The organism is Enterobacter sp. 342, from assembly GCF_036663495.1.
GTDB lineage: Bacteria > Pseudomonadota > Gammaproteobacteria > Enterobacterales > Enterobacteriaceae > Enterobacter.
On record NZ_JAWUEI010000019.1, the window covers coordinates 1 to 23,457 of the forward strand.

General features: G+C 50.3%; 21 protein-coding genes and 1 tRNA gene. 14 read left to right on the top strand and 8 right to left on the bottom strand.

Going from position 1 to position 23,457, the window contains the following annotated elements; genetic code table 11:
• From V6E55_RS15565 to V6E55_RS15590, 6 genes are all read left to right on the top strand, one after another.
• A partial coding sequence (locus V6E55_RS15565; protein WP_316943279.1) for a fimbria/pilus periplasmic chaperone occupies positions 1 to 499 on the top strand: 499 nt, incomplete at its 5' end.
• A 46-nt stretch (positions 500 to 545) separates the two neighbouring features.
• Positions 546 to 3,119: a fimbrial biogenesis usher protein gene (locus V6E55_RS15570; RefSeq protein WP_316943281.1), complete on the top strand. Its 2,574-nt coding sequence runs from the start codon at positions 546 to 548 to the stop codon at positions 3,117 to 3,119.
• The gene (locus V6E55_RS15575) at positions 3,119 to 4,156 is read left to right on the top strand and encodes a fimbrial protein (RefSeq protein WP_316943282.1); all 1,038 of its coding nucleotides are present in this window, start codon (positions 3,119 to 3,121) and stop codon (positions 4,154 to 4,156) included. Before V6E55_RS15570 ends, V6E55_RS15575 begins: the two co-directional genes overlap by 1 nt.
• Positions 4,157 to 4,165: 9 nt before the next feature.
• Positions 4,166 to 4,705 (top strand): fimbrial protein, encoded by a 540-nt coding sequence (locus V6E55_RS15580; RefSeq protein ID WP_236921698.1) that lies wholly within the window; start codon positions 4,166 to 4,168, stop codon positions 4,703 to 4,705.
• A gap of 9 nt (positions 4,706 to 4,714) precedes the next feature.
• Positions 4,715 to 5,242, top strand: coding sequence for a fimbrial protein (locus V6E55_RS15585; RefSeq protein WP_316943284.1), 528 nt, complete (start codon positions 4,715 to 4,717; stop codon positions 5,240 to 5,242).
• Positions 5,235 to 5,927, top strand: coding sequence for a fimbria/pilus periplasmic chaperone (locus V6E55_RS15590; protein ID WP_316943285.1), 693 nt, complete (start codon positions 5,235 to 5,237; stop codon positions 5,925 to 5,927). The genes V6E55_RS15585 and V6E55_RS15590 overlap by 8 nt, the downstream gene beginning before the upstream one ends.
• An 8-nt stretch (positions 5,928 to 5,935) precedes the next feature.
• Here the strand turns inward: V6E55_RS15590 and V6E55_RS15595 are convergent, their stop codons facing one another.
• The 4 genes from V6E55_RS15595 to V6E55_RS15610 all read right to left on the bottom strand — a co-directional run bounded on the left by V6E55_RS15595 (position 5,936) and on the right by V6E55_RS15610 (position 10,628).
• On the bottom strand, positions 5,936 to 6,835 hold the full coding sequence (locus tag V6E55_RS15595) for a fimbrial protein (protein ID WP_316943287.1): 900 nt from the start codon (positions 6,833 to 6,835) through the stop codon (positions 5,936 to 5,938).
• Positions 6,835 to 9,315, bottom strand: coding sequence for a fimbria/pilus outer membrane usher protein (locus V6E55_RS15600; protein ID WP_316943289.1), 2,481 nt, complete (start codon positions 9,313 to 9,315; stop codon positions 6,835 to 6,837). Before V6E55_RS15600 ends, V6E55_RS15595 begins: the two co-directional genes overlap by 1 nt.
• A gap of 20 nt (positions 9,316 to 9,335) precedes the next feature.
• Complete coding sequence (locus tag V6E55_RS15605; protein WP_316943290.1) at positions 9,336 to 10,037, bottom strand: fimbrial biogenesis chaperone; 702 nt, start codon at positions 10,035 to 10,037, stop codon at positions 9,336 to 9,338.
• Positions 10,038 to 10,103: 66 nt separating this feature from the next.
• Entirely contained in the window at positions 10,104 to 10,628 is a 525-nt protein-coding gene (locus V6E55_RS15610) for a fimbrial protein (RefSeq protein ID WP_316943291.1), read from the bottom strand.
• A gap of 588 nt (positions 10,629 to 11,216) precedes the next feature.
• Here V6E55_RS15610 and V6E55_RS15615 point away from each other — a divergent pair.
• The 3 genes from V6E55_RS15615 to V6E55_RS15625 all read left to right on the top strand — a co-directional run bounded on the left by V6E55_RS15615 (position 11,217) and on the right by V6E55_RS15625 (position 13,700).
• The gene (locus V6E55_RS15615) at positions 11,217 to 12,155 is read left to right on the top strand and encodes a LysR family transcriptional regulator (RefSeq protein WP_236920411.1); all 939 of its coding nucleotides are present in this window, start codon (positions 11,217 to 11,219) and stop codon (positions 12,153 to 12,155) included.
• A 12-nt stretch (positions 12,156 to 12,167) separates the two neighbouring features.
• Positions 12,168 to 13,049: a LysR family transcriptional regulator gene (locus V6E55_RS15620; RefSeq protein WP_316943294.1), complete on the top strand. Its 882-nt coding sequence runs from the start codon at positions 12,168 to 12,170 to the stop codon at positions 13,047 to 13,049.
• Between the two features lie 120 nt (positions 13,050 to 13,169).
• Positions 13,170 to 13,700: a LuxR C-terminal-related transcriptional regulator gene (locus V6E55_RS15625; protein ID WP_316943296.1), complete on the top strand. Its 531-nt coding sequence runs from the start codon at positions 13,170 to 13,172 to the stop codon at positions 13,698 to 13,700.
• 104 nt (positions 13,701 to 13,804) lie between these two features.
• Here V6E55_RS15625 and V6E55_RS15630 read toward each other — a convergent pair.
• Together V6E55_RS15630 and V6E55_RS15635 are read right to left on the bottom strand one after the other, a co-directional pair.
• Positions 13,805 to 13,892 (bottom strand) — tRNA-Ser (locus V6E55_RS15630).
• A gap of 130 nt (positions 13,893 to 14,022) precedes the next feature.
• A complete protein-coding gene (locus tag V6E55_RS15635; RefSeq protein WP_316943297.1) occupies positions 14,023 to 15,651 on the bottom strand; it encodes an ABC transporter substrate-binding protein in 1,629 nt (542 codons plus the stop codon).
• A gap of 269 nt (positions 15,652 to 15,920) precedes the next feature.
• On the opposite strand from V6E55_RS15635, the gene yccA reads away from it, so the two are divergent.
• Positions 15,921 to 16,580 carry an FtsH protease modulator YccA gene (gene yccA, locus V6E55_RS15640; RefSeq protein WP_316943299.1) on the top strand — a complete coding sequence of 220 codons (660 nt, stop codon included), beginning with the start codon at positions 15,921 to 15,923 and terminating at the stop codon, positions 16,578 to 16,580.
• 56 nt (positions 16,581 to 16,636) lie between these two features.
• Here yccA and V6E55_RS15645 read toward each other — a convergent pair whose 3' ends face one another.
• Positions 16,637 to 17,113, bottom strand: coding sequence for a hypothetical protein (locus V6E55_RS15645; RefSeq protein ID WP_316943301.1), 477 nt, complete (start codon positions 17,111 to 17,113; stop codon positions 16,637 to 16,639).
• Positions 17,110 to 17,865: a winged helix-turn-helix domain-containing protein gene (locus V6E55_RS15650; protein ID WP_410493459.1), complete on the bottom strand. Its 756-nt coding sequence runs from the start codon at positions 17,863 to 17,865 to the stop codon at positions 17,110 to 17,112. Before V6E55_RS15650 ends, V6E55_RS15645 begins: the two co-directional genes overlap by 4 nt.
• A 333-nt stretch (positions 17,866 to 18,198) precedes the next feature.
• Here V6E55_RS15650 and V6E55_RS15655 point away from each other — a divergent pair, with 333 nt between their 5' ends.
• The 4 genes from V6E55_RS15655 to V6E55_RS15670 all read left to right on the top strand — a co-directional run bounded on the left by V6E55_RS15655 (position 18,199) and on the right by V6E55_RS15670 (position 23,449).
• On the top strand, positions 18,199 to 18,918 hold the full coding sequence (locus V6E55_RS15655) for a fimbrial protein (protein WP_316943352.1): 720 nt from the start codon (positions 18,199 to 18,201) through the stop codon (positions 18,916 to 18,918).
• 75 nt (positions 18,919 to 18,993) lie between these two features.
• Positions 18,994 to 19,500, top strand: coding sequence for a CS1 type fimbrial major subunit (locus V6E55_RS15660; RefSeq protein WP_316943304.1), 507 nt, complete (start codon positions 18,994 to 18,996; stop codon positions 19,498 to 19,500).
• 72 nt (positions 19,501 to 19,572) lie between these two features.
• Positions 19,573 to 22,290, top strand: coding sequence for a TcfC E-set like domain-containing protein (locus V6E55_RS15665; protein ID WP_316943306.1), 2,718 nt, complete (start codon positions 19,573 to 19,575; stop codon positions 22,288 to 22,290).
• A gap of 1 nt (position 22,291) precedes the next feature.
• Entirely contained in the window at positions 22,292 to 23,449 is a 1,158-nt protein-coding gene (locus tag V6E55_RS15670) for a CfaE/CblD family pilus tip adhesin (RefSeq protein WP_316943308.1), read from the top strand.
• Positions 23,450 to 23,457: the final 8 nt, after the last annotated feature.

Sequence of the window (23,457 nt, forward strand, 5' to 3'; positions counted from 1 at the left end):
AATCGGCCCAGATCCGCGAAATTTTAATCAGCGAGTCAGCTTGGGAAGAAATGACCTGCTTATTCGCACCTTCCCTAAAAAAGAGAATAAGTTACGTATTATTTACACCGGTCCAATGCTGCCTCAGGATCGGGAATCCGTTTTTTATATCAATAGCAAAGCCATACCTTCAGTCCCGAAAGAATCGCTTAAGGGTAATACCCTGCAGATTGCTACACAAAGTGTCATCAAATTGTTCATGCGTCCGGAAGGCTTACCGTCACGTTCTGTCGATGCTCCTGCAACAATAACCTGCCATGTCGAGTCCGGGAAAACAGTGATCAATAACCCTTCTCCTTATTACGTGACGTTAGTACAGCTCAGCATCGGCGGGAAAAAGATAGCGAACAATATGGTTGCCCCAAAATCCTCATTAACAGTGGCAGGCCAGGGCGACGTCAAATTCAGCACCCTTAATGATTTCGGTGCGAATACGCCGCAACAGCACTGTCGCACCTGACAGGTGCTCCGCTTTGCCGAACACGTTAAAAGGAAACTTGTCGACGATGGTTAACAAATATTATAAAAGAACTACACTTGCGTTTTTTATATCGCTTGCCACCATCAATTGCTACGCAGAAAATATTTTCAACCCGGCGTTTCTCTCTGCCGACCCTGATGCCGTAGCCGACCTTTCCCGATTTCAAAATGGTAATCAGGCTCCCGGTCAATATCGCGTGGATATATGGGTAAATGATATTTTTCAGTCCTCGCAAGATGTTACCTTTGTAGAGGATACCAACGATCAAGCCTCACTGGACGATACCGGTCTTCGGCCTCAACTTACCCTGAAAATGCTTAAATCGATGGGATTGAATGTCACCGCGATCCCTGAGCTTACTGCATCGAACCCGAACGCAACCATCGATATCGCCCGGGTTATCCCTGGTGCTCACACGGAATTTGCCTTCGACCAACAGCGCCTGAACATTACCGTTCCCCAGGTTGCCATGCTTAATACCGCCCGTGGCTATATTCCTCCCTCTCGCTGGGATGAAGGTATCACCGCATTGATGTTTAATTACACCTTCTCGGGATCGGATACGCATGATGACGAATCAAACCGAAATTATTTCCTGGGGCTGAATAGCGGGTTTAACTATGGTCCCTGGCGTCTGCGGGATTACGCTACCTGGAACTACAGCGACGGGTCGTCTGGTGAAAACCACTGGAACCATATTAATACCTATCTGGAGCGCGCGATCATTCCACTGCGTAGTGAACTGGTGATCGGCGACAGCACGACCCCATCAGATGTGTTTGACAGCATTGGTTTCAGGGGCGTCCAGTTAGCGTCTGACGATAATATGCTGCCCGATAGCCTGCGCGGTTTTGCGCCGGTCGTGAGAGGTATTGCCAAAAGTCACGCACAGGTCACCATTAAACAGAACGGTTATACCCTTTATCAGACTTACGTTCCGCCCGGTGCTTTCGAAATTAATGACCTCTTCCCCACCTCGTCAAGTGGCGATCTTGTCGTGCAGGTAAAAGAAGCTGATGGCAGCGTGAACGTTTACAGCGTGCCTTATTCCAGTGTGCCGGTTTTACAGCGAGAAGGTCACATAAAATATGCCCTGACCGCCGGGGATTACCGCAGTAATAACGATCAGCAAGACAGTGTTGGGTTTGTGCAATCTACGTTGATCTACGGTTTACCCGCCGGTGTGACAGCCTATGGTGGTACGCAACTGGCCAGCCAGTACAAGGCCTTCGCATTAGGTCTTGGAATCAATGTTGGCCAATTTGGCGCCATTTCAGCTGACGTGACACAGGCCACAAGCAGGCTTATCGACGGAAGCGACCACAGCGGTGCTTCTCTTCGTTTTTTATATGCGAAGTCCCTGAATGAACTGGGTACAAACTTCCAGTTACTTGGTTATCGCTATTCGACAGAAGGTTTTTATACCCTCGAAGAAACGACCTGGAAAAAGATGTCCGGGTTTATCGAGGATGAAAGCAATACGGATAATAACGACGAGTCACCGTATGTCGACTATTACAATTTAAAAAACAATAAGCGTGCAAAGTTCCAGGTTAACGTGTCGCAACAATTAGGTCAGTACGGGTCGATTTATCTCAGTGGCAGCCGTCAAAGCTACTGGAAAACGAATGAATCCAATACGTTGTTACAGGCAGGTTACAGCGGGAGCCTCAAGGGTATCTCCTGGAATGTCAGCTACAGTTACAACAAAATTCCGGGGTTAGGCGATGCCGACAAGCGTATTGCGTTCGGTTTCTCTGTTCCTCTGAGTTTGTGGCTCTCATCAGGCGATGATATTACCCAGCAGCATCACGAAGCCTACGCCAGCTATAACTTCAGCCATGACCAACACGGTAATTCTTCTCACAGCGCAGGAATTAACGGGACGTTGCTGGAGGACAATAATCTCAACTATAGCGTCCAGCAAGGATATCAAACCGGCAGTGAAAGCAACGCAAACGGTGCGGTGAACATCGGCTACGACACCTCCTGGGGAAGCTCCAGCGTGGGATATAACTACAGCGATAACGGCGACTACCAACAGCTTAATTACAGTTTGCGTGGCGGAATTGTCATCCATGACGAGGGTGTAACCTTCAGTCAGCCGTTGGGTGACACCAATGTTCTTATCGCCGCACCAGGGGCGAAAAATGTCAAAGTCGATGATGTTGAAGGCCTTAAAACGGACTGGCGGGGTTATGCCGTCGTGCCTTTTGCCACGACATATCGTCGCAACCGGATGTCGCTGGATACCACTAATATGCCAGCTAATGTTGAGCTGGAAGAGAACGTGGTCAACGTTGTCCCTACCCGTGGTGCGCTGGTGCGTGCCGAATTCAATCCTCATGTGGGTGCCCGCGCGTTAATTAACCTCACCCACAATGGTAAACCGCTTCCCTTCGGAACAATGGTTAGCACAGACCAAAACAGCAGCATTGTTGGCGATGCCGGCCAGGCCTATCTGTCAGGGCTGTCGCCTGAGAGTGATATCGTTGCCAAATGGGGTGCGGGAGCCCAACAAACATGTACTGGTCATTACCGTCTTCCTGAGGATGCTGCCGGGAATACCATAAATACATTGAACATAGAGTGTCGATAATGAAAGCCCTGAAACATACTCTCATCGCAAGCGGACTCTTGTTCGTCGCCTTATCACTGCAAAATGCCTGGGGTTATACCTATACCTGTTATTCCCGTACGGGAACGCCTAACCCTATCATCGCCAATTTTGGGACTTACACGATTACAGTCCCCTCTGAGAACGTGCCGGGTCAGACCTTTATGTCGGCAGCCACCTGGAGCCAGAGCGTCAGTAGCCACATTCGATGCGATGAACCGACTACCGGCAACCGTTATCGTTACTTCTCTGCGGACTCCACGCTCACACCGACCACCAATGACGGACACCAGTGGTACTATATCAATGAGTACCTGGACAGTACTGTCGCACTGAATATTATGGGGGCGGCACACTACGTCCCCTTCAGGAATGTTCGCGGCGGTATGGCGAATGATGCGGCCACAAATACCCAGGTCAACGGCGGAGGGTCAGGTAAAATCGATCTCCGTTTCAAGAAAGCCGTTATGGGTAGCAGCAGTTTTGAAAATGTCCATGTGGCCGATTTTTATGTCACCAAGAGTACAACTGCCACCAGCCCTGAGCCCGTCGCACAAATTTTCTTAAGCGGTACGGTGGTGGTACCCCAGAATTGCGTCATCAATGCCGGAACGGTGATCTCGCTGGATCTGGGGGAAATGTACAGTTTGGATTTTATCTCCGTGGGCGAGAAGCCACGTAATGTCAATGCCAAATCCTTTAACGTCCCTGTGTCATGTAACTATGGGGCGTCGCTGGCGAATCTGACCTTGCGTGTGGACGGAACGCCTGCCGCCAGTGTACCCGATGCCCTGGAGACCACTAACCCGGATGTCGGCGTCAAAATCACCGCTTCAGATGGTATGACGCTACGCCCCGCAGATACCAGCAGCGCCATTCCGATTACGTTGGACATGGTCGACAGTGATACTTACACCACCAACGTCTCGCTGCAGGCCTATCCTGTCAGCACCACTGGCCTGCCTCCCGCCGAGGGGACATTTACGGCCCTCGCGATATTGCGCATTGATTTCGCCTGAGGATAAAAAATGAAACTTAAACATTATTCAATGGCAGTTCTGGCCTGCGTGATATCAACAGGGTTAAGCGTACAAGCCCTTGCCAGCTCGCCTAATTTGCAGATCACTGGCACGATATTGTCACGGACCTGCGATGTTGCCAGCGATAGCCAGAATATGGACGTCGATATGGGACAATTCAGCGCCAGCTCGTTCACCTCCACCGGTGCCACCTCGCCAGCCACTCAGTTCAACATCCATTTAACTGGCTGTGGCTCGAAAGCATCTGGGGCAAAAATGGTGTTTTCCGGCACGTCCGATGCCACTAACCCGGCATTACTGGCACTGTCAGATACGTCTGGTCAGGGCGGTATGGCATCAGGCGTCGCCATAGAGATACTTGATAATACACAGCAACCTATCGCAGTAAATACGGCAACGTCGGGTAACTTTCCTCTTACACCAGGGGACGTCATGCTGCCGTTTTATCTGCGATATAAATCCACACAAAACAGTGTCACTCCCGGAAATGCCTCGGCAGTGATGTATTTCGATATTCAATATCAATAGGACGATCACGTGACACGCTTTTCTGTGGGTTTATCCGTCTCTGCAACATTGCTGCTCTTTACGCTGACTACGCATGCCTATGATGGCACGGTAAATATCACCGGCAGGATCACAGATAACACCTGTGTCGTTTCGGCAGATTCGACCGCCCTGACCGTAGATATGGGAAATATTGCAAAAGCGCAGTTTACGCGTGCTGGAGAAGGGGGGGCCTATCAACCTTTTACACTTCATCTTGAACGATGCGGGGAAGCTGCAAAGCGGGTAAGTGTTACCTTTTCAGGTATCCAGGACACAGTGGCACCGGACTTTCTGAGGCTGGACACGAATACATCTGGCGCACAGGGCGTTGCCCTCGCCCTCTATAATAGCGATCAGACCCTTATTCCGCTGAATACGCCATCAGCGGCGACCGATCTGGTGACGAACCAGGCAAACGTCACCCTCTCTTTCTATGCTCGCTTCCTCGCCAATGGCAGCCCGGTTCGCTCTGGTTCTGCAACGGCCTCTACGACCTTCACCATGAATTATGATTAAACTTCTCGCCGCAGTATTGTTGACCGCTTATACCACTACCGCCCTTGCTGGCGTCAGCATTGGTGGAACACGTTTTATATATAGTGAGAAAGCTCGTGCGTTGACAGTACTTGTCATGAACAGCAGTACTGAAACCTGGTTGATTAACACCCATATCACCTCGGGGGGAACATGGAACGGTGTCCGCCCCTCGCCACAACCCGCGCCGTTTATTATTGCCCCTCCCCTGTTTGCGTTAAAAGGGAAGAAACAAGGTACGCTGAGAATACTGAAAACCACGCAGACGTTGCGGCAAGATAGGGAAACGCTTTTTACACTCAGCATTGCAGCTATTCCTGCCGGAAACGCCACAGGCAATAGTGTGCAGGTTGCGCCCCGTTCCCTGTTGAAATTGTTTTACCGCCCGACGGGGCTACAGGGTAAGCCCCAGGATGCCAGTAAACAGCTACGCTGGAGACAAGTGGACCGAAAGGTTGAGGTCAACAACCCTACGCCCTATTACGTCACGCTGGTAAATCTTAACGTTAATGGGCTGATTGTTCGTGACCCAGGCATGGTCGCCCCCTTCAGTACCCGCCAGTTGGCAGAGTGCGACCCGGCTTCACGTTGCATTTTGAGCTGGCAAAGTATTAATGATTACGGCCGCGTGATGCCCAAAACTACCGTTGAGCTATCAGATAAATAGTCAGGAAACTAGCGGTAGGTCATGGTAAAGGTCGCGGTTGCGTCGGCCTTGCCGGCAGTAACTGGCGAACTGATCCGGATATACCGCGCCTTCAGGTTAATGTATTCGGTGCCGCCGTTGGTGGAAGTCAAATAATCCTGAACGATTTCACCTGGGTAGATACGCGTGTCGTCAGCAAAAAACATTTGAACGCCCACCCCCTGAGCGGTAGAACTGCTGGCCGCGTCGTCCAGTGGCATTGTCGAAACAATGCGCCCTGGAGCTACGCTAAAGTCGAACTGCACAGAGACAATGGTACCCTGAACGCAGTCCAGCCCTATCGCGAACTTTTGCCATGCGGTGACCGTATTCTCAGCAAGTTCACTCGGACGGTGAAAGCCAAGATTGACATTCACATCGGGGGTCGTAACGGTACAGGTTGCTGCGGCCAGAGCGTTGACCCCACTCAGTTTCAATGACCGTACCGGCTCAGCCTCTCGTGTTTTCTGTTCCGCAATGATGCCATTTTCCAGCACCCCGCCGGAAATCTCACCTGTCTTGATTAATTCAATTTTTAATGGCCCTTGTATGGCTGCGTCCGGTGAACGCGTTGTGGTGGAGATGACTTTTCCGCCTTGTGTCATGCGGATCCCCACGCCCTTCAGGTTCGTCTGATAGACACCCTCCCCACCCGCTCCCGGGGAGCTCCACTTCTCAGCAGACCAGGCGCACCCGGCCTCCCCATTCTGCGGCTGACTGATACTGGCGATGACACCGCCGACAGGCAAAGTCGAATCCACGGTAATTTTACCAAACTGGATATGACTTTCCGGCATTGCCAGTGTTGGTGCCAGCGTATCGCAGTCAGCCAGGGCCAGTCGGGACAGTGCAACCCCAACCAACAAAAGGGTTATTTTCAAAATATTCATCACTTGCATACCTCATCGATCTCAATGACCGGCTGATTGATTTTGCTTTTTGGGATCGAAACATTGGCCGAGCAGGTCTTCTGGCCCAGCGAAACGGTGACATGACCTTTAGCCGGCACGCCGCTGAGATAGACCTGACCTTTTTCGTCAACAATGCCATTTGCACCACCTTCCATCGTGGCAATAGCCCCAAACGGCACGGGTTTGGCATGATGGGTCAAGTGCATCAGCACGCGATATCCCTTACGGGTGTTGAAATCTGCAACGACAACCGCCCCTTTTGTGGGAACCACGGTTTTTACTGCGTTATCCAGATCCACATTATCGGGTAGTGATTCAGGATCGATCGCCACGCGATTCAGGCGATAAGCCTGCGCAGAAGGGACAACCGTGTAACCCCGCCAGTCCGTTCGCACACCAGTGTTGTTTTGTACCTTCGCGCCTGCCGCGCCAGGGGCTTTGACCAGTACGACCGAATCACCCAGACTTTGTGAGAAGGTGACACCCCAGGGGTGGACAATGATCCCGCCCTGCGCGCCATAGTTAATTTGATGGCTATCGGCATCATAGTTATAGCCACCACGCACCTCGCCGTAAGTCCCTTTCCAGCTGGCACTGGCATTTCCGCTTGTCCCCACGTCGTGACCGTTAAAGCTTTCCTGAACGCTGTAGCTGAGATTGTTATCTTCCAGTGCCGTACCGCTGAGTCCAATTTGATGACGGGTACTTCCGTGAGTACTGCTGTTCATGTTGTAGCTGGCCCAGGCATTTGGTAAGAACCGGGAAAGCGGTATCTGCAGACTGAATGCTACCTGACGGTCATCATCCTCATCGCTGTCCAGCGAGTGGGTGTGGGTATAGCTCAGGCTGTAGGTGATACCTTTCACGCTTCCGTTCCAGCCAGCACTCAACGTGCGCTCGGAATCACTGTTATCCCAGTAGCTCTGGCGATAGCCACTTAAATAGAAGGAGCCCCAGTCGCCGACAGACTGGTTAATCTGAAGCTGTAACTTTTGACGTTTATGGCTGTCTGTATTGTCCTGGGCGTCCGGACCATAAAAATTTTCATTCGCATCTTCGAAGGAGTAGTAATCCGCCGTTGAAAAACGCGTGGCCGCCAGCGTCAGATTCGTGTCCGTAGAATCAATGTTCTTCGCGTACTGAACACGTACTGAACGCCCCTGAGCACTATCACCGGTGTTAAACGTTGTTTTGGCCTGAGTCAGATCAGCGGAAACCGAACCCAACTCACCAAGACTCATCCCCGCCCCGATTGCCGCAGAGGCATAATCACGGGAATAAAGTACGCCGCCATACAGGGACAGGCCATGAGGCAAGCCATAAATTAATGTTCCCTGAATAAAGTCAGGTTCATTTGCTCCCGATGAGGGAGAGCTGTATTTCCCCGCGGCAAGAGCATAGCTATATTGCCCCTCGCGCTGCATCACAGGAACCGAGGAAAATGCCTGGGTGAAATGACGTTCACTGCCATCTGCCTCTTTGATCGTAACGTCTAAATCCCCGCTGTTAGAGGTGGGATACAGATCGTCGATAACGAAGGCTCCTGGCGCAACGTAGGTTTGATAGATGACGTTACCATGCTGTTTGATGGTCACTTGCGCATTTGATTTGGCGATCCCACGAATAACCGGGGCAAATCCGCGCTGGCTGTCCGGCAACATGCTGTCATCTGACGCCAGCTGAAGCCCGCGCATTTTAACGCTGTCGAAGATTTCGGCGTCTGTGTAGGTATCCCCTACCGTAAACTGTGAGCGCAATGACTGAATATCACGGGACAAAGAGGTACTGATGGTATTCCAGTGGCCCCCATCCGTTTCGTTGTAGTCCCAGGTTGAGCTGTTACGCAAACGCCACGGACCGATATTGATCCCACCCTGAAGGTTAGCGTAATACGATTTTTCGGCTTTACCCGGTTGATCGCGCCGCCAGGTATCTGAACCACTCAGGTTATAATTCAGCAGTACCGCAGGAATACCTTCATCCCATAACGAAGGGTCGACCCACCCCTGAGCCTGTTTATCCATCGCCGCCTGTGGAATCGTGACATTGAGTTTCATCGCCTCAAAGTCGATCACGGCTGTTGCATCGGGGATATATTCCCCAATATCCTGCAAAGGTTTTTCCTGTGGCGCACGATTCAGTTCAGGAAAGGCCTCAACTTTAACGCCCCAGCGAGAAAGCATGGCCGGTGTAATTTGTGGCGCAAGGTTTCCCTTATCGCTTTCAACGAAGGTTATGTTTTCAGCATCAACTAACGGTGTGCCATTGACGGTGATACGCACATGATAAACACCAGGCAGCTGTCCACCAGGCATAATGAGCCGGGAAATGTCTACCGGCTGCCCTGCTGGATTACCTATTTCCAGCGCATGCAGGTTAAATACTTCTTTCGCAGAAGTATTGCCTGAAATCGCCATAATGGCGACCGCCAGAATTTTTAATCTGGTATTAATAAACATGATAAATAACCTGCGTAGAGTTATACGCTTGTATTGGCGGCCTCAGTGATACCACCAAAATCATTAATTGCCTGCCAGGTGACACCAACACGACCACTCATAGGTACGACATAATCGGACTGGCCAAAGGGTGGGACCATATCAGCTTTCTTAACGTCTTTGCCGTTAACCTTCAGAGAATAAAAGGTAACGTAGTAACCCGTAGGATTACTCACATGCAAATGCGAACCATTGCGACTGAACTGCAACGATTTATAGGCATCCTGCGGATCTCCTTTGATATCAGCAGGGCGGTAAAATATTTTGATACGCGACTTCACCACCATCTGCAGCGTATTGTTATTTGCTGCTTCACTGTCCGTCGCGGGAATTGACTTTACATTTAACCAATACAGAGTCTCTTTATTTCCCTCCGTTTGCCCACCGGTATGCACTATACGTAGAATATTTTCCTTACCCGGCTCTGAACGATATAACGGGGGTGTAACAATAAATGGGGCTTTGCGGGAACTATTGTCCCCCTCTACCCAACTCTGGACTAAATAGACTGATGAGTTCGCAGGATTTTTAATAGAGAGCGTAGCTTCTTTGTTTTTAGCATGATAAATCACTCGCGTACCGCCGATAGATATACCCGCTTCTGCAGGAACGGAGATAGCCATCAACAGCGTAGCCGCAAGCAACGAAGCCGTTACGGCTGCCTTTTTATGAAATACGTGCATAATATCCTCTTGGAATAGAGTAAATAAGTTACATCCCTGTAGTGATTCCTTTTTAGTGTCTGCGCATTATTTATAACTCACAGTGAACTCCGTGGTGGCATTAGCCGTCCCTGCCACAACCGTCGAGCCCGTAGAGATATAACGTGCCGTGAATTGCAGATTATTTGTGACCCCTGTGGTAATCGGGTAGTCCACTGATGAAGTCTGCAGATTAAGTGGATTGCCAGAAGCGTCAGACAATTCAACAGCGACACCGGATGCCACCCCCGCTTCTGAATCAAGCGCCAGAAGTGAGCTATCCGTGCTGTCACTTGTCCCATCAAATTTCACGTTCGCCGCGGTCAGCGTTGCAGGACAATTGCTCAGGCTCAAAACAAAGTTGGTGGGTGCCGCACGCAAACCTGCAGAACCATTCAGTGTGGACTGAGATATTTTTCCTAAATCGACGGTCATATCCTGAGAGGCCGCATCAACAGTACAAGCCTCATCTGAAATGCTGCCTGTAAAGTGAATAGTCCCATCCGCAGAATAGGCATTAATAGTGGTTACTGCCGCAATGGACGCAGCAATAGTGAGCAAGTATTTTTTCATATCATTACCTGTGCTTTTGTGGTGGATCTGGATCATCCACGCACTTATTGAATATAAACAATCTTTGTCTGCTGAGTATTGATAACGCTATTCATCAACATCCTTCAGCCCTTTAAATATAACTATTTTAAAAACCCAAACAACCCGCCACTGATTTTTAAAAAAAGCCAACCGGATATCATTTAAACATTTAAAATTAAGAGGTTACGTTGAATTTAACAATGAAAAGATAATATTGATAATTTAATTTTAAATAATTTTTCGCGGAGAGACGAAGGGCATTTCCTCTTCCCATACCATACAAAAAGAAAGTGTTCATACATTCTTAGTTCAAAATTAAATTAGCAGTACGTTGAAATGTATTTTTAAAAGAATTTAAATTAAAAAATACCCTGCAGATACATAGCGTTAGCGCCGGTAAATTACAAATAGTCATACGTAATTTTTAAAAACATATTTTTATTGTTGTTTTTTCTAAAAAATCGAGGTTAGAATTATTAAAAACATCACAATATAAATATCACTTAATCTTTCAGCATCTGGCGGTTTGATTCAAACGCTGCGCATCCAAATTTTAGTGAGAGTGGCATGAAAAAAGAAATAGATATAAAACTACTTAACATCATCAATACCCTGGTCGTGACACAAAGTGTCACTAAAACGGCTCAACAATTAAAATTGAGTCCGGGCTCCATCAGCTATGCGTTGAAAAAAGCACGCAGCATCACAGGCGCTCATCTTTTCATTCGTACACGGAATGGTATGAAACCTGATACGACAGCTAAAGAACTAAGCCAACGGTATCAGAAATTTACGGGTAACAGTATGCCCCCCACTTTTAGCGAGAGTGCGACAGGCAAGAATACCTTGAATATTATGACGTTCACCCCCGTCGAAATGATGTTAGCGAAAATCGTTAAAGAGAGTCGCTTTTGGAACAGCGATCTACGCTTCAACTTTTTTCCCTATGACTCCAATAGCAACGATCGCCTCGAAAGAATAAAAAATGGTCTGATCGATATTGATATTGGTTCCAAACTGCCGGCCGACAAACTCGTTAATAAGATCAAGCTGTTTTCGACTCCCGTCTCTCTCCTGGCGAGTCAACATTCAGGGTTAGAAGATACGGTCACGCTCACCGACTGGCAGGAGAGAAAACATGCGGTTTGGTCAGTTTTCAGCGATTACTATTGCGATAATGTTTTATCTTCACAAGATGTTGTCAGATATATGGATGAGAGAAAAATAGCCATGATTTCCGCCAGTATCATTAACATGGTTGCTTTTTGTGCAAACAGTAAATGCATTATGATGATCCCTGATTATTTTGCCCATGTTTTTACGTCGACGTTTCCAGTAAAAAAGCTGTCTATGCCACCGGAACTGTCTCTTAAATACGATTGCTATTTCCATTTTAGCAATACACTTTTTGATTACGAAGAGATGAAACTCACCGCTAATGAGATCGTTTCTCATTTTAAAAATATAAATCAGGTCGATCAAGACGCTTTTGTAACCCCTCCTTAAAGGATTTATTCAATGTGCCAGATAAATATGCGGCAATTAAAAATCATCAATGCACTTATTGAACAAAAGAGTGCTGTCAGTGCAGCTAAAGAACTTAATATTTCACCGTCTTCAATCAGCTATGCGCTTAACCAACTGAAAAAGCAAACCGGACAGGTGTTATTTTTACGCACGCGCCAGGGATTACGCCCTACCGAATATGCAGTCAAGTTACAGGAAAAATACGCTGAAATTGCTGAAATTAATGCCGAAAAGAGTGAGTTCGTTATCGCCACCTATTCCTTGATAGAGATGTTGTTAGCCGACCACTTGCACCCTAAAACTGATTCCTTAATGCACTTTACGGTGATGGGAAGCACAGAGGAAGAGCGCCTTAAAAAGCTAAAACACCGGGAGGTGGATATCGATATTGGAGGCAGATTGCCGGATGACCGCGCCATTGTCTGCAAGCGACTGGTTATCTCGGATATATGTACGTTGGCTAACCGGGATCACCCTCGGATAAAGGATGGCATACTACTGGATGACTGGAACGAGTATGAATTTATCAACTGGCAACGCGGGTTAGACAGCATCAGAGGGTTTGTCGAGCAAATAGATTATGACCTTTTTATGCAACGCAAAGTGGTGTGGACGAGCCCAAATCTCCTGTCACTTGCATGGCATTGCGCTATATCAAAATACCTTATGGTGGTGCCAAAGGTGTTTTTAGCCCCACTGCAAAAGCGTTTTCCTCTTCAGGGATGTCAATTGCCAGAACGCTTTAACATGTCATTTGACTGTTTTATCCATTATCACCAGGCGATGGAGAAAAATATCGCCATGCTGGCCCTTGATCGTATTTCAGATACATTAACGATTCAACACCCCATAGCTAGTGGGTCTGAAACATAGTGCTCACACGATTTTCGATATTTAAATTTAAAATTTAAATAATCTAAACATTAAACACTTCCAATTATAATTATCACTTTAGTATCATTTCGCCATAGCAGATAAAAAAGGGGTTGATTTATGATATCATTTGTGAGCGATAATTATTTTTTATGCAAAGGAATCCCCTCTACTGTATTCTTTGTTAGCTATGTGAGCAATATTTTAGAGATCAAGAGGTTATGTTATTTAAACAACCCAAATTCCGTCATCGTTGCTATTGAAAATGAAGTGTTACGAGTCAGAACGACGAGTCTACTACGAGACTTGAGCACACCACATATTGTTATGCTAGATGAAATAAAAAAAGACACAGCGGTCAAGATCGAGAGTGGTATTTACTCGTCATTACGATCTTCGATGAAGTATATCAGCAACCTGGCCAATAACAGAGAAAAAGTCAAACAAACGTATTTGACGAACCGAGAATATGATTTTTTTAAACTCGCTCATTTAAGCAATCATCGTATCGCCAGGCTAATGAACATTTCAGAAAAAACCACCAGTGCGTATCGCATCAGAGTGAGAAATAAATTGAACTTACGTTCATCAAATCACCTGTTAATGTGCCGGGCATTAAACACCATCAATATAGCTTCAGAATCAGAGTGATTGTGGGACGGGAAAACGTGCCTATCGACTTAACTTTGAGTTCAATGGTGAGATTTGGACATAGAAAAAGCCCCTGCGATAGAACTATCGCAGGGGCTCTAATTTGGCGGAAGCGCAGAGATTCGAACTCTGGAACCCTTTCGGGTCGCCGGTTTTCAAGACCGGTGCCTTCAACCGCTCGGCCACACTTCCTAAGTGAGGCGAACTATAAACACCTCACCGCGTGCTGTAAAGAGTGCAGGCATTCGTTCGCTGTAAAAATAGTCAAAACGTGTTTAATCGGTTGAACTGACGACACATCGACGATTTTATCAGCACCGGCTTAATGTTTTTTGATGTACATGTCTTTGGTGAAATAGTACCCCAGCTTATCCGGCGTAAATCCCCCTACCCAGGGTTTCACCAGGTGCGTACGGACGTAGTGATAAACCGGAATGGCTGGCACATCACGCCCCAGCAGATCTTCTGCCTGCTGATAAAACTTGCCGCGCTCAGCCGTGGTTTTGGCTTTTGCGGCATTCACCAGCGCCTGATCGTATTCCGGGTTGCTGTACTGACTGGTGTTTTCGCTGTCACCGGTACGGAAGTTGTTCAGGAACGTCGCCGCGTCGTCGTAATCGGCAATCCAGGCGTAACGCACCGCGTCAAAGTTGTGGGTATGCATGCTATCCAGCATGGTTTTCCATTCCTGATTTTGCAGCTTCGCCTCCACGCCGAGGTTTTTCTTCCACATGGAGCTGGCTGCAATCGCGATACGCTGGTGCGATTCAGAGGTGTTGTAGAGCAGGTTAAAGGTCAGAGGATGGCTGGCGTTGTACCCGGCCTCTTCCAGCAATTTTTTGGCCTCAGCAATCCGTTTATCCATCGGCCAGCTGGCGTAATCCGGGTTCTGTAACTTAACACCGCCGATATCGGGCTGACTGATAAGCCACGCCGGACGCTGTCCCTGCCCTAATACTTTCCCGGCAATAATGTCTTTATCCAGCGCCATATTCAGCGCCTTGCGCACGCGTGCGTCGCTGAATGGCGGGCGAGTAGTGTTGAATTCATAGTAATAGGTCGCAAGCTGCGGAGAGACATCCAGTTGCGTGCCAAGGGTTTTCTTGAGCTGCGCAAACTGGTTGATCGGCACCGTGTACACGATATCAATTTCGCCCGCTTTATAGCGGTTCACATCCGAGGCCTCAGACGTGATGGGCAGATACGTCACTTTGTTGATGACGGTGTGTGCATTATCCCAGTAGCGCGGGTTACGCTCCGCCACGATGCGTTCGTTGACCACCCACTGCGACAGTTTATACGCCCCGCTGCTGACGAAATGCTCCGGTTTGGTCCACTTATCGCCGAAACGACCAATCAGCACTTTATCCACTGGCACCAGCGACGGGTGCGCCAGCATCGCGAGGAACGCCGCATTTGGCTGCGTGAGCGTCACCTCCAGCGTCGTGTCATTGATTGCTTTCACGCCCAGCGTATCCGGCGCTTTTTTCCCCTGGGCGATATCGGCTGCGTTAGCAATGTGCATGTTGCCCGGGTAGCTGGCATACGGTGACGCCGTTTTCGGGTCGATCAGGCGCTGCCAGCTCCAGACCACATCTTCTGCGGTAATGGCCGTACCATCGCTCCAGGTGATGCCCGGGCGTAAATGGAACGTCCAGACGGTGTTGCCCTTGTTCTCCCATTTTTCCGCCAGACGGGGCTGAATTTCACCTTGCGGTGAAACGCTCACCAGACCTTCGAATAAATCACTGATAATATTGAATTCGACATCGCTTTCGACTTTGTGCGGGTCGAGCGAAGCCGGTTCACTGCCATTATTCCTGACCAGTTCCTGTTTCTCTGCCAGTTGGGTTCCTGCTGGCACATTAGCCGCCCAGGTTACCGTGCTGGCGCACAGGATCCCGGCGGTTAACAAAGAGAGGGTAAAGTGAGTGCGTGTTTGTGGTTTCATTTCCTTCGCCTTATTGTCTGTTTTATGACGATCCGGAGATAACTCTTAGCGTTCTAATGGTAATAACGCAATATTTTTCAGTAACCTATAAGAGGTTGATCTGGTAAATTCTCGCAAACCACTGTTCATACTGGTGAAACGTATTTCTGCAGAAGAAACAACCACCTCGAGCGCTAACGTGCTGAGTAAAGATGGGTAAAACCACTTTGAGACTGGCGTGCCGTTTCCTATTCTTTCCGTTAATTACATCTGTCATAAGAGAGTGACTCATGGATCGTATTATTACTTCCTCACGCGACCGCACATCGCTACTCAGTACCCACAAGGTGCTGCGCAATACCTATTTCATGCTTAGCCTGACGCTGGCGTTTTCAGCGATCACCGCAACTGCCAGCACCGTGCTGATGCTGCCGTCTCCGGGGCTGATCCTGACGCTGGTAGGCATGTATGGTCTGATGTTCCTGACCTACAAAACCGCTGACAAACCGGTTGGTATTCTGTCTGCTTTTGCCTTCACCGGCTTCCTGGGCTACATCCTGGGGCCAATGCTGAACGCGTATCTGTCTGCCGGAATGGGTGACCTCATCGGTATGGCACTGGGCGGTACTGCGCTGGTGTTCCTCTGCTGCTCGGCCTACGTGCTGACCACGCGTAAGGACATGTCCTTCCTCGGCGGTATGCTGATGGCAGGTGTTGTGGTGGTGCTGGTGGGTATGGTGGCAAACATCTTCCTGCAGCTGCCGGCCCTGCATCTGGCGATCAGCGCGGTGTTTATTCTGATCTCTTCAGGCGCGATCCTGTTTGAAACCAGCAACATCATTCGCGGCGGTGAGACGAACTATATTCGTGCTACCGTGAGCCTGTATGTGTCGCTGTACAACATCTTCGTCAGCCTGTTGAGCATCCTGGGCTTCGCCAGCCGCGATTAAGCAGATTTGCTGAAACGAAAAGGAGAATGCCGGCGGCATTCTCCTTTTTTTATGCCCTACTCACCCCGGCAAATATAGGTGGGGTAACGCCGATCCTGAATCAGCCATACTGAAGGCGAGAGTTCAGAGATCGTCAGATAGTAGCGTGCGGTCGGATAGGCGAAGCTACCCCACTGGGCATCCGCCGTATTGTCATTATGCCGGCGCCAGGTTTTGGTGTAGCTCAACACAATGACGTTATCATCATCCCGCTGCTCCCAGGTAAAATCCACATCCCTGTCAACGATCAAATTTTGCCCGCCAGCCCTTGCCGCACCTTTATAGGTGGTCACCCCTGTACCGTCCCGATGAAAATAGAACTGGGCAACGGTATTGACCTTCACTTCACTGGCTTTACCCTCATTGCGCGTAAAGTTAAATTCAGTGCTACACGCCAGCATATCCTTTTTAAACACGCCGCCAGAGTAGTAAAAATATGCCAGCGAGCTACCAACCAGGACACCTCCCATGCCAAAAAGAAGTTTTATTTTCATTTTTGTGCCCCGCTTTTATAACGTATGGTTTTGCACAGGCTAGTTTTGCTGACCGGGCAGGCGCCAATGAACACTTCATCTGCTGCGGAAATAGAAAAACGGGCGCTGAAATAATAAATGTCGTACTCCTCGCGTTCGCACGCCACGTTATTGGCCTCCAGCCGCTCCGCTAATTTCGATAGCACCAACGGACGTCCGTGATCGTTAATAATCCAGATACTGCAACGTACGATTTTATCCTTAACCGGATTGAGCTTCGCCGGAACGAAAATCCCCTGCTGTCGGCTAAAGTAAAGGCTCGCCCCCAATGCAACGACGATCGATACGGCCACGAGCGCCCATCTTTTCAGAGACAGCCGCTGCGGCGTTACCTCTTTCGGCGCGGATGAGGGCTGAGGTGCGGCGGATTGAATAGTCTCTCCAGGCTGAAAAATCACATCGGCCTCAAAACGGAACCCGTAACGGGGCACGGTCACGATAAATTCGTATCCCTCTCCCAGAGACTGGAAGCTTTTACGTAATTCGCTAACCGCTTTATTGAGGTTATTTCCCGATGGCGTAAAGCCAAACTCTTCCCACACGCGAGCAATCAATTCCTCCCGACTCAGGTCGCGTCCTTTGTATTTAATAAATTCCTGCAAAAGCCGAACGGCTGGCGCCGAAATCGTTAATACAGATTCTGGTTGTCCAACAAGGCTTATTGCATGTGCTTCAGGATCGAATAACAACGAATTATTGCATATAAAAAACATCTTTTATTCTCGGTTGTTACCGCATGCTTTTTTAATCCCTGGTACATCGACATGAAAACCGCCTCCTGACCTGCTTGTTTTTTCATCAGAAGGAATTTTCTTCCTATCCCTGGTCGCGGTATTTTCGCTTAACTATACAACCTTAAAGACAGAAAAGCAGGATAAAAACCTGTATTTAACGAGTTAATTAATACAAATTTTCACAAACCGCTGTTCTGGTTAAAGTTTCCCTGCCCTGAAGCAATACGAAAGCAGACGGTGTCCTGGTGTTAACGCGCCGCCGATGAACTCAGAGCAGGCAGACTGAATGTGAAACAGAAAAATAGAGTGAACATGACAACCGCCTTTTATGCCGCCGCGCTGTCATTGCCATTTTTCTCAGAAATGGCAATGGCCAATATGAGCGTGTACCCCATGGAACTGAATGTGGACAGGTCCGGTGCGGCGCAAATTAAGGTAGCGTCGAAAACGGATGATATTCAGTTCATTCGGGTGAGGCAAAAGAAAATTCTTAATCCCGGCACGGCCCAGGAAAAAGAGATTGATGTGGCCTCGTGGAAAGAAGGTGGCGTTGTTGTCACGCCCGAAAAATTTGCCCTCGCGGCAGGCGCAATGCGCGTCGTTCGTCTGGTATCGCTTACGCCACCGGAAAAAGAAACCACCTGGCGCGTCTATTTTGAAGGGGTAAAGCAGCCTGACAGCATTATTCCCGGCAAGACAGAAAGCCCGGCTGCGACGGCGACGCTGGGCGTCAACGTCATTTGGGGTGCCCTGATCCACCTCGCCCCGAAAAAAAGCGTGGTGTCTCTGTCGATAGACCCGCTCAAGGGGACGCTAAAAAATAGCGGTACGCTGCGAGTGCCGCTCAGAGAGATTGGAATATGTGATGCCGACTCGTCGTGTAAATGGATTAAAGAAGACGCGACGATTTATCCAGACACCGAACGGAAATTAAAAACGCTCACAAAGATACAAGGCCAGAAATATAAATTCCGCTACTTCAACTGGGTGAATAAAACCGCTGAAGAAGCTGATTTACCCGTCGTGCAATAACACGACGTTACCGTAAAGACCCAAAAGGGTTTGTTTAAAGAGCCAGGGGGCTCATTTGTAAATATGGAGATATCAATGCGTAAGTATTTTAAACCTCTGATGATTGTTGCCGCGATGACCACGTCCGTTAGCGCGCTGGCGATCCAAAAAGATATTACCGTCAACGCCAGCGTTGATTCACAGCTGGACATGACCCAGGCCGATAACACGCCGCTGCCAGCAAGCATCGATATGCAGTACCTGCCAGGCCGCGGTCTGGAAAGCTATCGCCTGAATACCAAGGTGTGGTCTAACTCCGCCACCAGCAACGTGAAAGTCCGTCTGGTTAGCGCGGCTAAACTGGCGAATGCCGACGGCGCTGAGGCCATCCCAATGACGGTGATGCTGGGCGATAAAACCCTCTCCACCACCGATGTTGAATACACCGGCACCGAGCTGTTCCCAGGGAGCATTGAAAACGGTTCAGCGGTACTACCTCTGACCATTTCTCAGACAACCAAAGGCATTCTGAAAACCGGTCAGTACAGCGGCGTTGTCAGCCTGATGCTGACGCAGGCGACGACCACGGAAGGCGGTGCGTAACACCACAGCACCTAAGGAATAACGTCAGAGGGTGCCTACCCTCTGACGTCAGGATGATGTCGAGGCTCGTTCATGGCGTTTCACAGAAATACTCTCCTCTTTGTTGCTTTGTTACCCGCATCCATCCAACTCGCCTGTGCAGGGATGGCCGTCCCACCGGGTTTTGAAGATCTGGCGAAGACGCAGCGCCTGTGGACAGAGGTGAACCTCTACGGCGAGTCGCTTGGCTTGTTTGAAACGGATATCACGCTTGAAACGGTAAGCTTTGTCGCACCTGAAACCGTAATAGCGGCCATCAAACGCCGGTTTAATAACGATCCTGCTCTGGTGGCCACCGTGTCTGCCGCGCTGTCCGTTCCGCTTGCCCGTAACGGCAACCTGGCCTGCAGCAGCAACGGCTCCGCAGCAGGCTGCGATTACATTGATACCGACCGCGCGGCCATTATCTATGACGAGAATAACGCCCGTATTAGCCTGTTTTTGGACAAGAAATTTCTGCCTAAAGCCACCGCGGAAAATCAGTGGTATCAGCCCACGCAGGACACTGAAAATGCGCTGATCCATCAGCAGAATGTTAATTTTGTTGCCGACAGAGACTATCAGTCAGCTACCGTACAGGGCAATGGTGCCCTGGCGCTCACGCAGGACGGCTATGTTAACCTCGATTGGACCTGGCTGGGACAGCGTTCAAGGCACCAGCAGCAACAGGAAATCACAGTCAACAACGCCTGGTTCCGCCAGGATATCTTGCGTCAGTACTATGTCCAGCTGGGCGAGATGGATACCCGCGATCTGTTCAGTAATGCCGGCGGGAATATCAACCTCAGCCAGCTGCCGCTGGGCAAAATTCGCGGTCTGCGCACGGGTTCAACACGAGCGTGGATTAATCCGGTTCAGCAGTCAAAGGGAACTCCTGTCACCGTACTGCTTTCCCATGACGCGCGTATCGACGCGCGCCGTGGCAATCAGCTGCTGGCCAGCTTTTATCTGAATGCCGGGGCGCAAACCCTCGACACGCGATCGTTTCCGGACGGGAGCTACACCGTCACGCTGTCGGTCTATGAAAATAACCGGTTGACACGTACCGAGCAGGTGCCGTTTACCCGAACCGGTATTACGCCATTCGACCGCGTCGAGTGGTTCCTGCAGGCGGGCGAAACCGACAATAGCGATCAAAACGAAGAACGTAGCGCGGTTGCGCAGGCAGGCGTACGCCTGCCCGTCACCCCGACGCTGGCGCTGACCAGCGGTGCAACGATAAAGAAAAACCAGCGTTTCCTGGAAAATGCGCTCGACTGGAGCCGGGGCTTCAACGCGGGCCCGATCGACGGCGTGCTGAGTACCCGGTTTAGCTACCTTTACGGCAGCGAAGGCCAGCGCGGCAATATCCAGCAAATCAGCTACAACGACGGCTTTTCACTGAGCCTCTATCGCAACGCGTTATCAGCGGAAAACTGCAACACCCGAAGCGCGGGGTTTGACGCCGTGAACGGCTGTTATCGAACCCTCTCGGTGATGTTTTCCGTGCCTGTCGGCGCCTGGTATGCGAGCCTGGGGTATTCGGATAACCGTAACGAAGGACGGTACGTTTCACGTCGGGAGCTCCCGGATAACGACGATCGCCACGATGCGGGTTTACCGTGGGAATCGGTCTATATGACCCGCACGCGCACGCGTGCCTGGCAGGGAGGCCTGAGCAATGCCTTTAGCACCCATGGCCTGAACATTAACAGCAGCATTAACCTGTTTATGCGTAACGATGATTCCCGCGAAGGCAGGGATAAAGGCGGCTACCTAAGCATGAGCCTGTCCATGGCGCATAACCGTCGGGGTGATGCGTCAAGCTACACCTCTCTTGGGGCGACATGGCAGCACCAGCAGCGTGAAAAAAACCAGCTGAGCTATAACGTTGCGCATAACTGGTATGCCGATGCCCGCGGCGAAAATGAGTACGGCCTTAGCGCGTCTGGCATCAACAGCGACTCGCTGAATACCTCAGCCTATACGCGCCAGGGTGGGCGATACGGCAACGGTAGCCTGACCGTAAGCGATGCATGGGATCGTCAGGACAGCCGCCACACGCTGAGCAGCAGCGGCAACTACAGCTCGACCCTTGCGCTGTCTCGTTCTGGCCTGTGGCTGGGCCGCTGGAGCGACGGTCGTCCTGCTTCCGCCATCGCGGTTAACGTTGCTACACCGGAAGATACCCAGGCTTCAAGCGTCGCCGTGTCGCTGGATAACAGCGGCAGTGCAGACATTCCGGGTAATAGCCGCGCTCTCTTCGCGGTACCGGGCTATCAGCAGACGACGCTGACGATTAACGAATCGCTGGATGTCTCGCGGGGGGCCAGCAGTGAGATTACGCAAGGTTCAGGCAGCAGAACGCTGTTTATGGTGCCAGGCAAACTGCTGCGCCGGGACGTGCAAACTACCGCAAGCTACACCTGGCTCGGCCAGTTAACTGACGAGCACCATTCGCCGTTTATTGGTGGCGTGCCCCTGAACGTGAACGGCTGGAGCGACCTTGGCAACGGCGGGTTTAGCGCCCAAAGCGACGCCCTGCTGCATAACCTCTACCTGGTGCGTCAACAGCAGTTTTATCAGTGCGCGCTCAACGTGAAGAGTATGCGCGACGTGGTGCGCTATGTGGGTTCAATTCCTTGCCGGGAGTTAACCTTCTCTGCCCTGCCGGATGCCGTCCAACAGCAGGCACAGCTGATGCTCGCCGGACGATCGGTACCAACCGGTCCAACTGCCATGAACGCCGACAACCTCACGAAAGGGAAATGATGTGATTAAGTACCTCTTTTTTTTACTGTTCTTAAGCCTGTGGGCCGGCCAGACGCTGGCGGGCGCCCCCGCGGGACGAAACACCAGCGCAGGGATCAGCTTCGACCGCACGGCACCGCCCGCGCGTTTCGATATCTGGCTTCATGAATCAGGCGGTTATGATGCCGCCGATCCGCAAAAGTGGGGGCGTAATACACTGACCTGTCTTTCCAGGACTGACACCACGTACGGAGCCTGCATGAACGCTCCCGTCTGGTTCTCCGGGAACCCGGCCGCGCCCTACGCCATCAATTTACGTTTTACGCATGCCCTCACCAGCAAAACGGTGGATATCAAGGTGTATGGCGATCACTACATGTTTATCAACAATAAAGTGTTTACCTTCGCCAGCTTTGTCACGGGTGGAACGAGCGATCTCAGCGCCTGGAACAGAGAGCCCTACTTCGATTTCTATATCGTGAAAAGCGAGCTGGATAAGCTCGCCCTGCCGGGGATTTGGACCGCAACGCTGAAGCAGAACCTGCGTCAATGGGGAAGCGCCGACTGCGGCGGGAACTTCAATGACGTTAATGTCGGTTGTCCTGGCTATCTCACCATCGCCAACTGGCAGGCAAATATACGCATTGAAGTGGTCGATCCGGGTAATCAGCAGATTTATTTGCCGGCATTTCCGCACTCAACGCCCATTGTTAACCTCAACCTGACCAATTTTCCGGGACGGCCAGGGGGCAGCGAGATCCAGGGGGAAAACACGCTGGATATGTGCCTGTACGACGGCAAAAACAGTACTAGCACCCGCGCCTATCTTCGGTTTGAGGACGATGGACTTACGTCTACGGTCCGTGCCGAAGGCGCGTTTTCTATCAGGCGGCGCGGTGGTAGCCAGACGGATGCGCGGGATCGTCTCGATTATCGGGTCTCCGTCACCAATCCAATAACAGGCGCAACCGAATCCGTCGCAAACGGTAAAACGATGGTCTGGCAAGGCACTAACGATCCGCAGTATTTGCGCCAGGTCGTGCTGCCCGGCGGACGAGAAAGCGTACTGTGCATTCCTGCGCCTATTATCCTGAAAACCCCTGCGTTTGCTGCCAGCAGCAAAAACGCGGGCGACTATACCGGCACTCTGCGCGTTATCTATACGCCCAGCACGTTATAACGAGGTCA

What these genes read in the sequence shown, in the direction of transcription:
- V6E55_RS15570 (WP_316943281.1), top strand. Translation starts at nt 546, where the DNA reads ATGGTTAACAAATATTATAAAAGAACTACACTTGCGTTTTTTATATCG.
- V6E55_RS15575 (WP_316943282.1), top strand. Translation starts at nt 3,119, where the DNA reads ATGAAAGCCCTGAAACATACTCTCATCGCAAGCGGACTCTTGTTCGTC.
- V6E55_RS15580 (WP_236921698.1), top strand. Translation starts at nt 4,166, where the DNA reads ATGAAACTTAAACATTATTCAATGGCAGTTCTGGCCTGCGTGATATCA.
- V6E55_RS15590 (WP_316943285.1), top strand. Translation starts at nt 5,235, where the DNA reads ATGATTAAACTTCTCGCCGCAGTATTGTTGACCGCTTATACCACTACC.
- V6E55_RS15595 (WP_316943287.1), bottom strand. Translation starts at nt 6,835, where the DNA reads ATGAATATTTTGAAAATAACCCTTTTGTTGGTTGGGGTTGCACTGTCC.
- V6E55_RS15600 (WP_316943289.1), bottom strand. Translation starts at nt 9,315, where the DNA reads ATGTTTATTAATACCAGATTAAAAATTCTGGCGGTCGCCATTATGGCG.
- V6E55_RS15605 (WP_316943290.1), bottom strand. Translation starts at nt 10,037, where the DNA reads ATGCACGTATTTCATAAAAAGGCAGCCGTAACGGCTTCGTTGCTTGCG.
- V6E55_RS15610 (WP_316943291.1), bottom strand. Translation starts at nt 10,628, where the DNA reads ATGAAAAAATACTTGCTCACTATTGCTGCGTCCATTGCGGCAGTAACC.
- V6E55_RS15615 (WP_236920411.1), top strand. Translation starts at nt 11,217, where the DNA reads ATGAAAAAAGAAATAGATATAAAACTACTTAACATCATCAATACCCTG.
- V6E55_RS15620 (WP_316943294.1), top strand. Translation starts at nt 12,168, where the DNA reads ATGTGCCAGATAAATATGCGGCAATTAAAAATCATCAATGCACTTATT.
- V6E55_RS15625 (WP_316943296.1), top strand. Translation starts at nt 13,170, where the DNA reads ATGATATCATTTGTGAGCGATAATTATTTTTTATGCAAAGGAATCCCC.
- V6E55_RS15635 (WP_316943297.1), bottom strand. Translation starts at nt 15,651, where the DNA reads ATGAAACCACAAACACGCACTCACTTTACCCTCTCTTTGTTAACCGCC.
- yccA (WP_316943299.1), top strand. Translation starts at nt 15,921, where the DNA reads ATGGATCGTATTATTACTTCCTCACGCGACCGCACATCGCTACTCAGT.
- V6E55_RS15645 (WP_316943301.1), bottom strand. Translation starts at nt 17,113, where the DNA reads ATGAAAATAAAACTTCTTTTTGGCATGGGAGGTGTCCTGGTTGGTAGC.
- V6E55_RS15650 (WP_410493459.1), bottom strand. Translation starts at nt 17,865, where the DNA reads ATGTTTTTTATATGCAATAATTCGTTGTTATTCGATCCTGAAGCACAT.
- V6E55_RS15655 (WP_316943352.1), top strand. Translation starts at nt 18,199, where the DNA reads ATGACAACCGCCTTTTATGCCGCCGCGCTGTCATTGCCATTTTTCTCA.
- V6E55_RS15660 (WP_316943304.1), top strand. Translation starts at nt 18,994, where the DNA reads ATGCGTAAGTATTTTAAACCTCTGATGATTGTTGCCGCGATGACCACG.
- V6E55_RS15665 (WP_316943306.1), top strand. Translation starts at nt 19,573, where the DNA reads ATGGCGTTTCACAGAAATACTCTCCTCTTTGTTGCTTTGTTACCCGCA.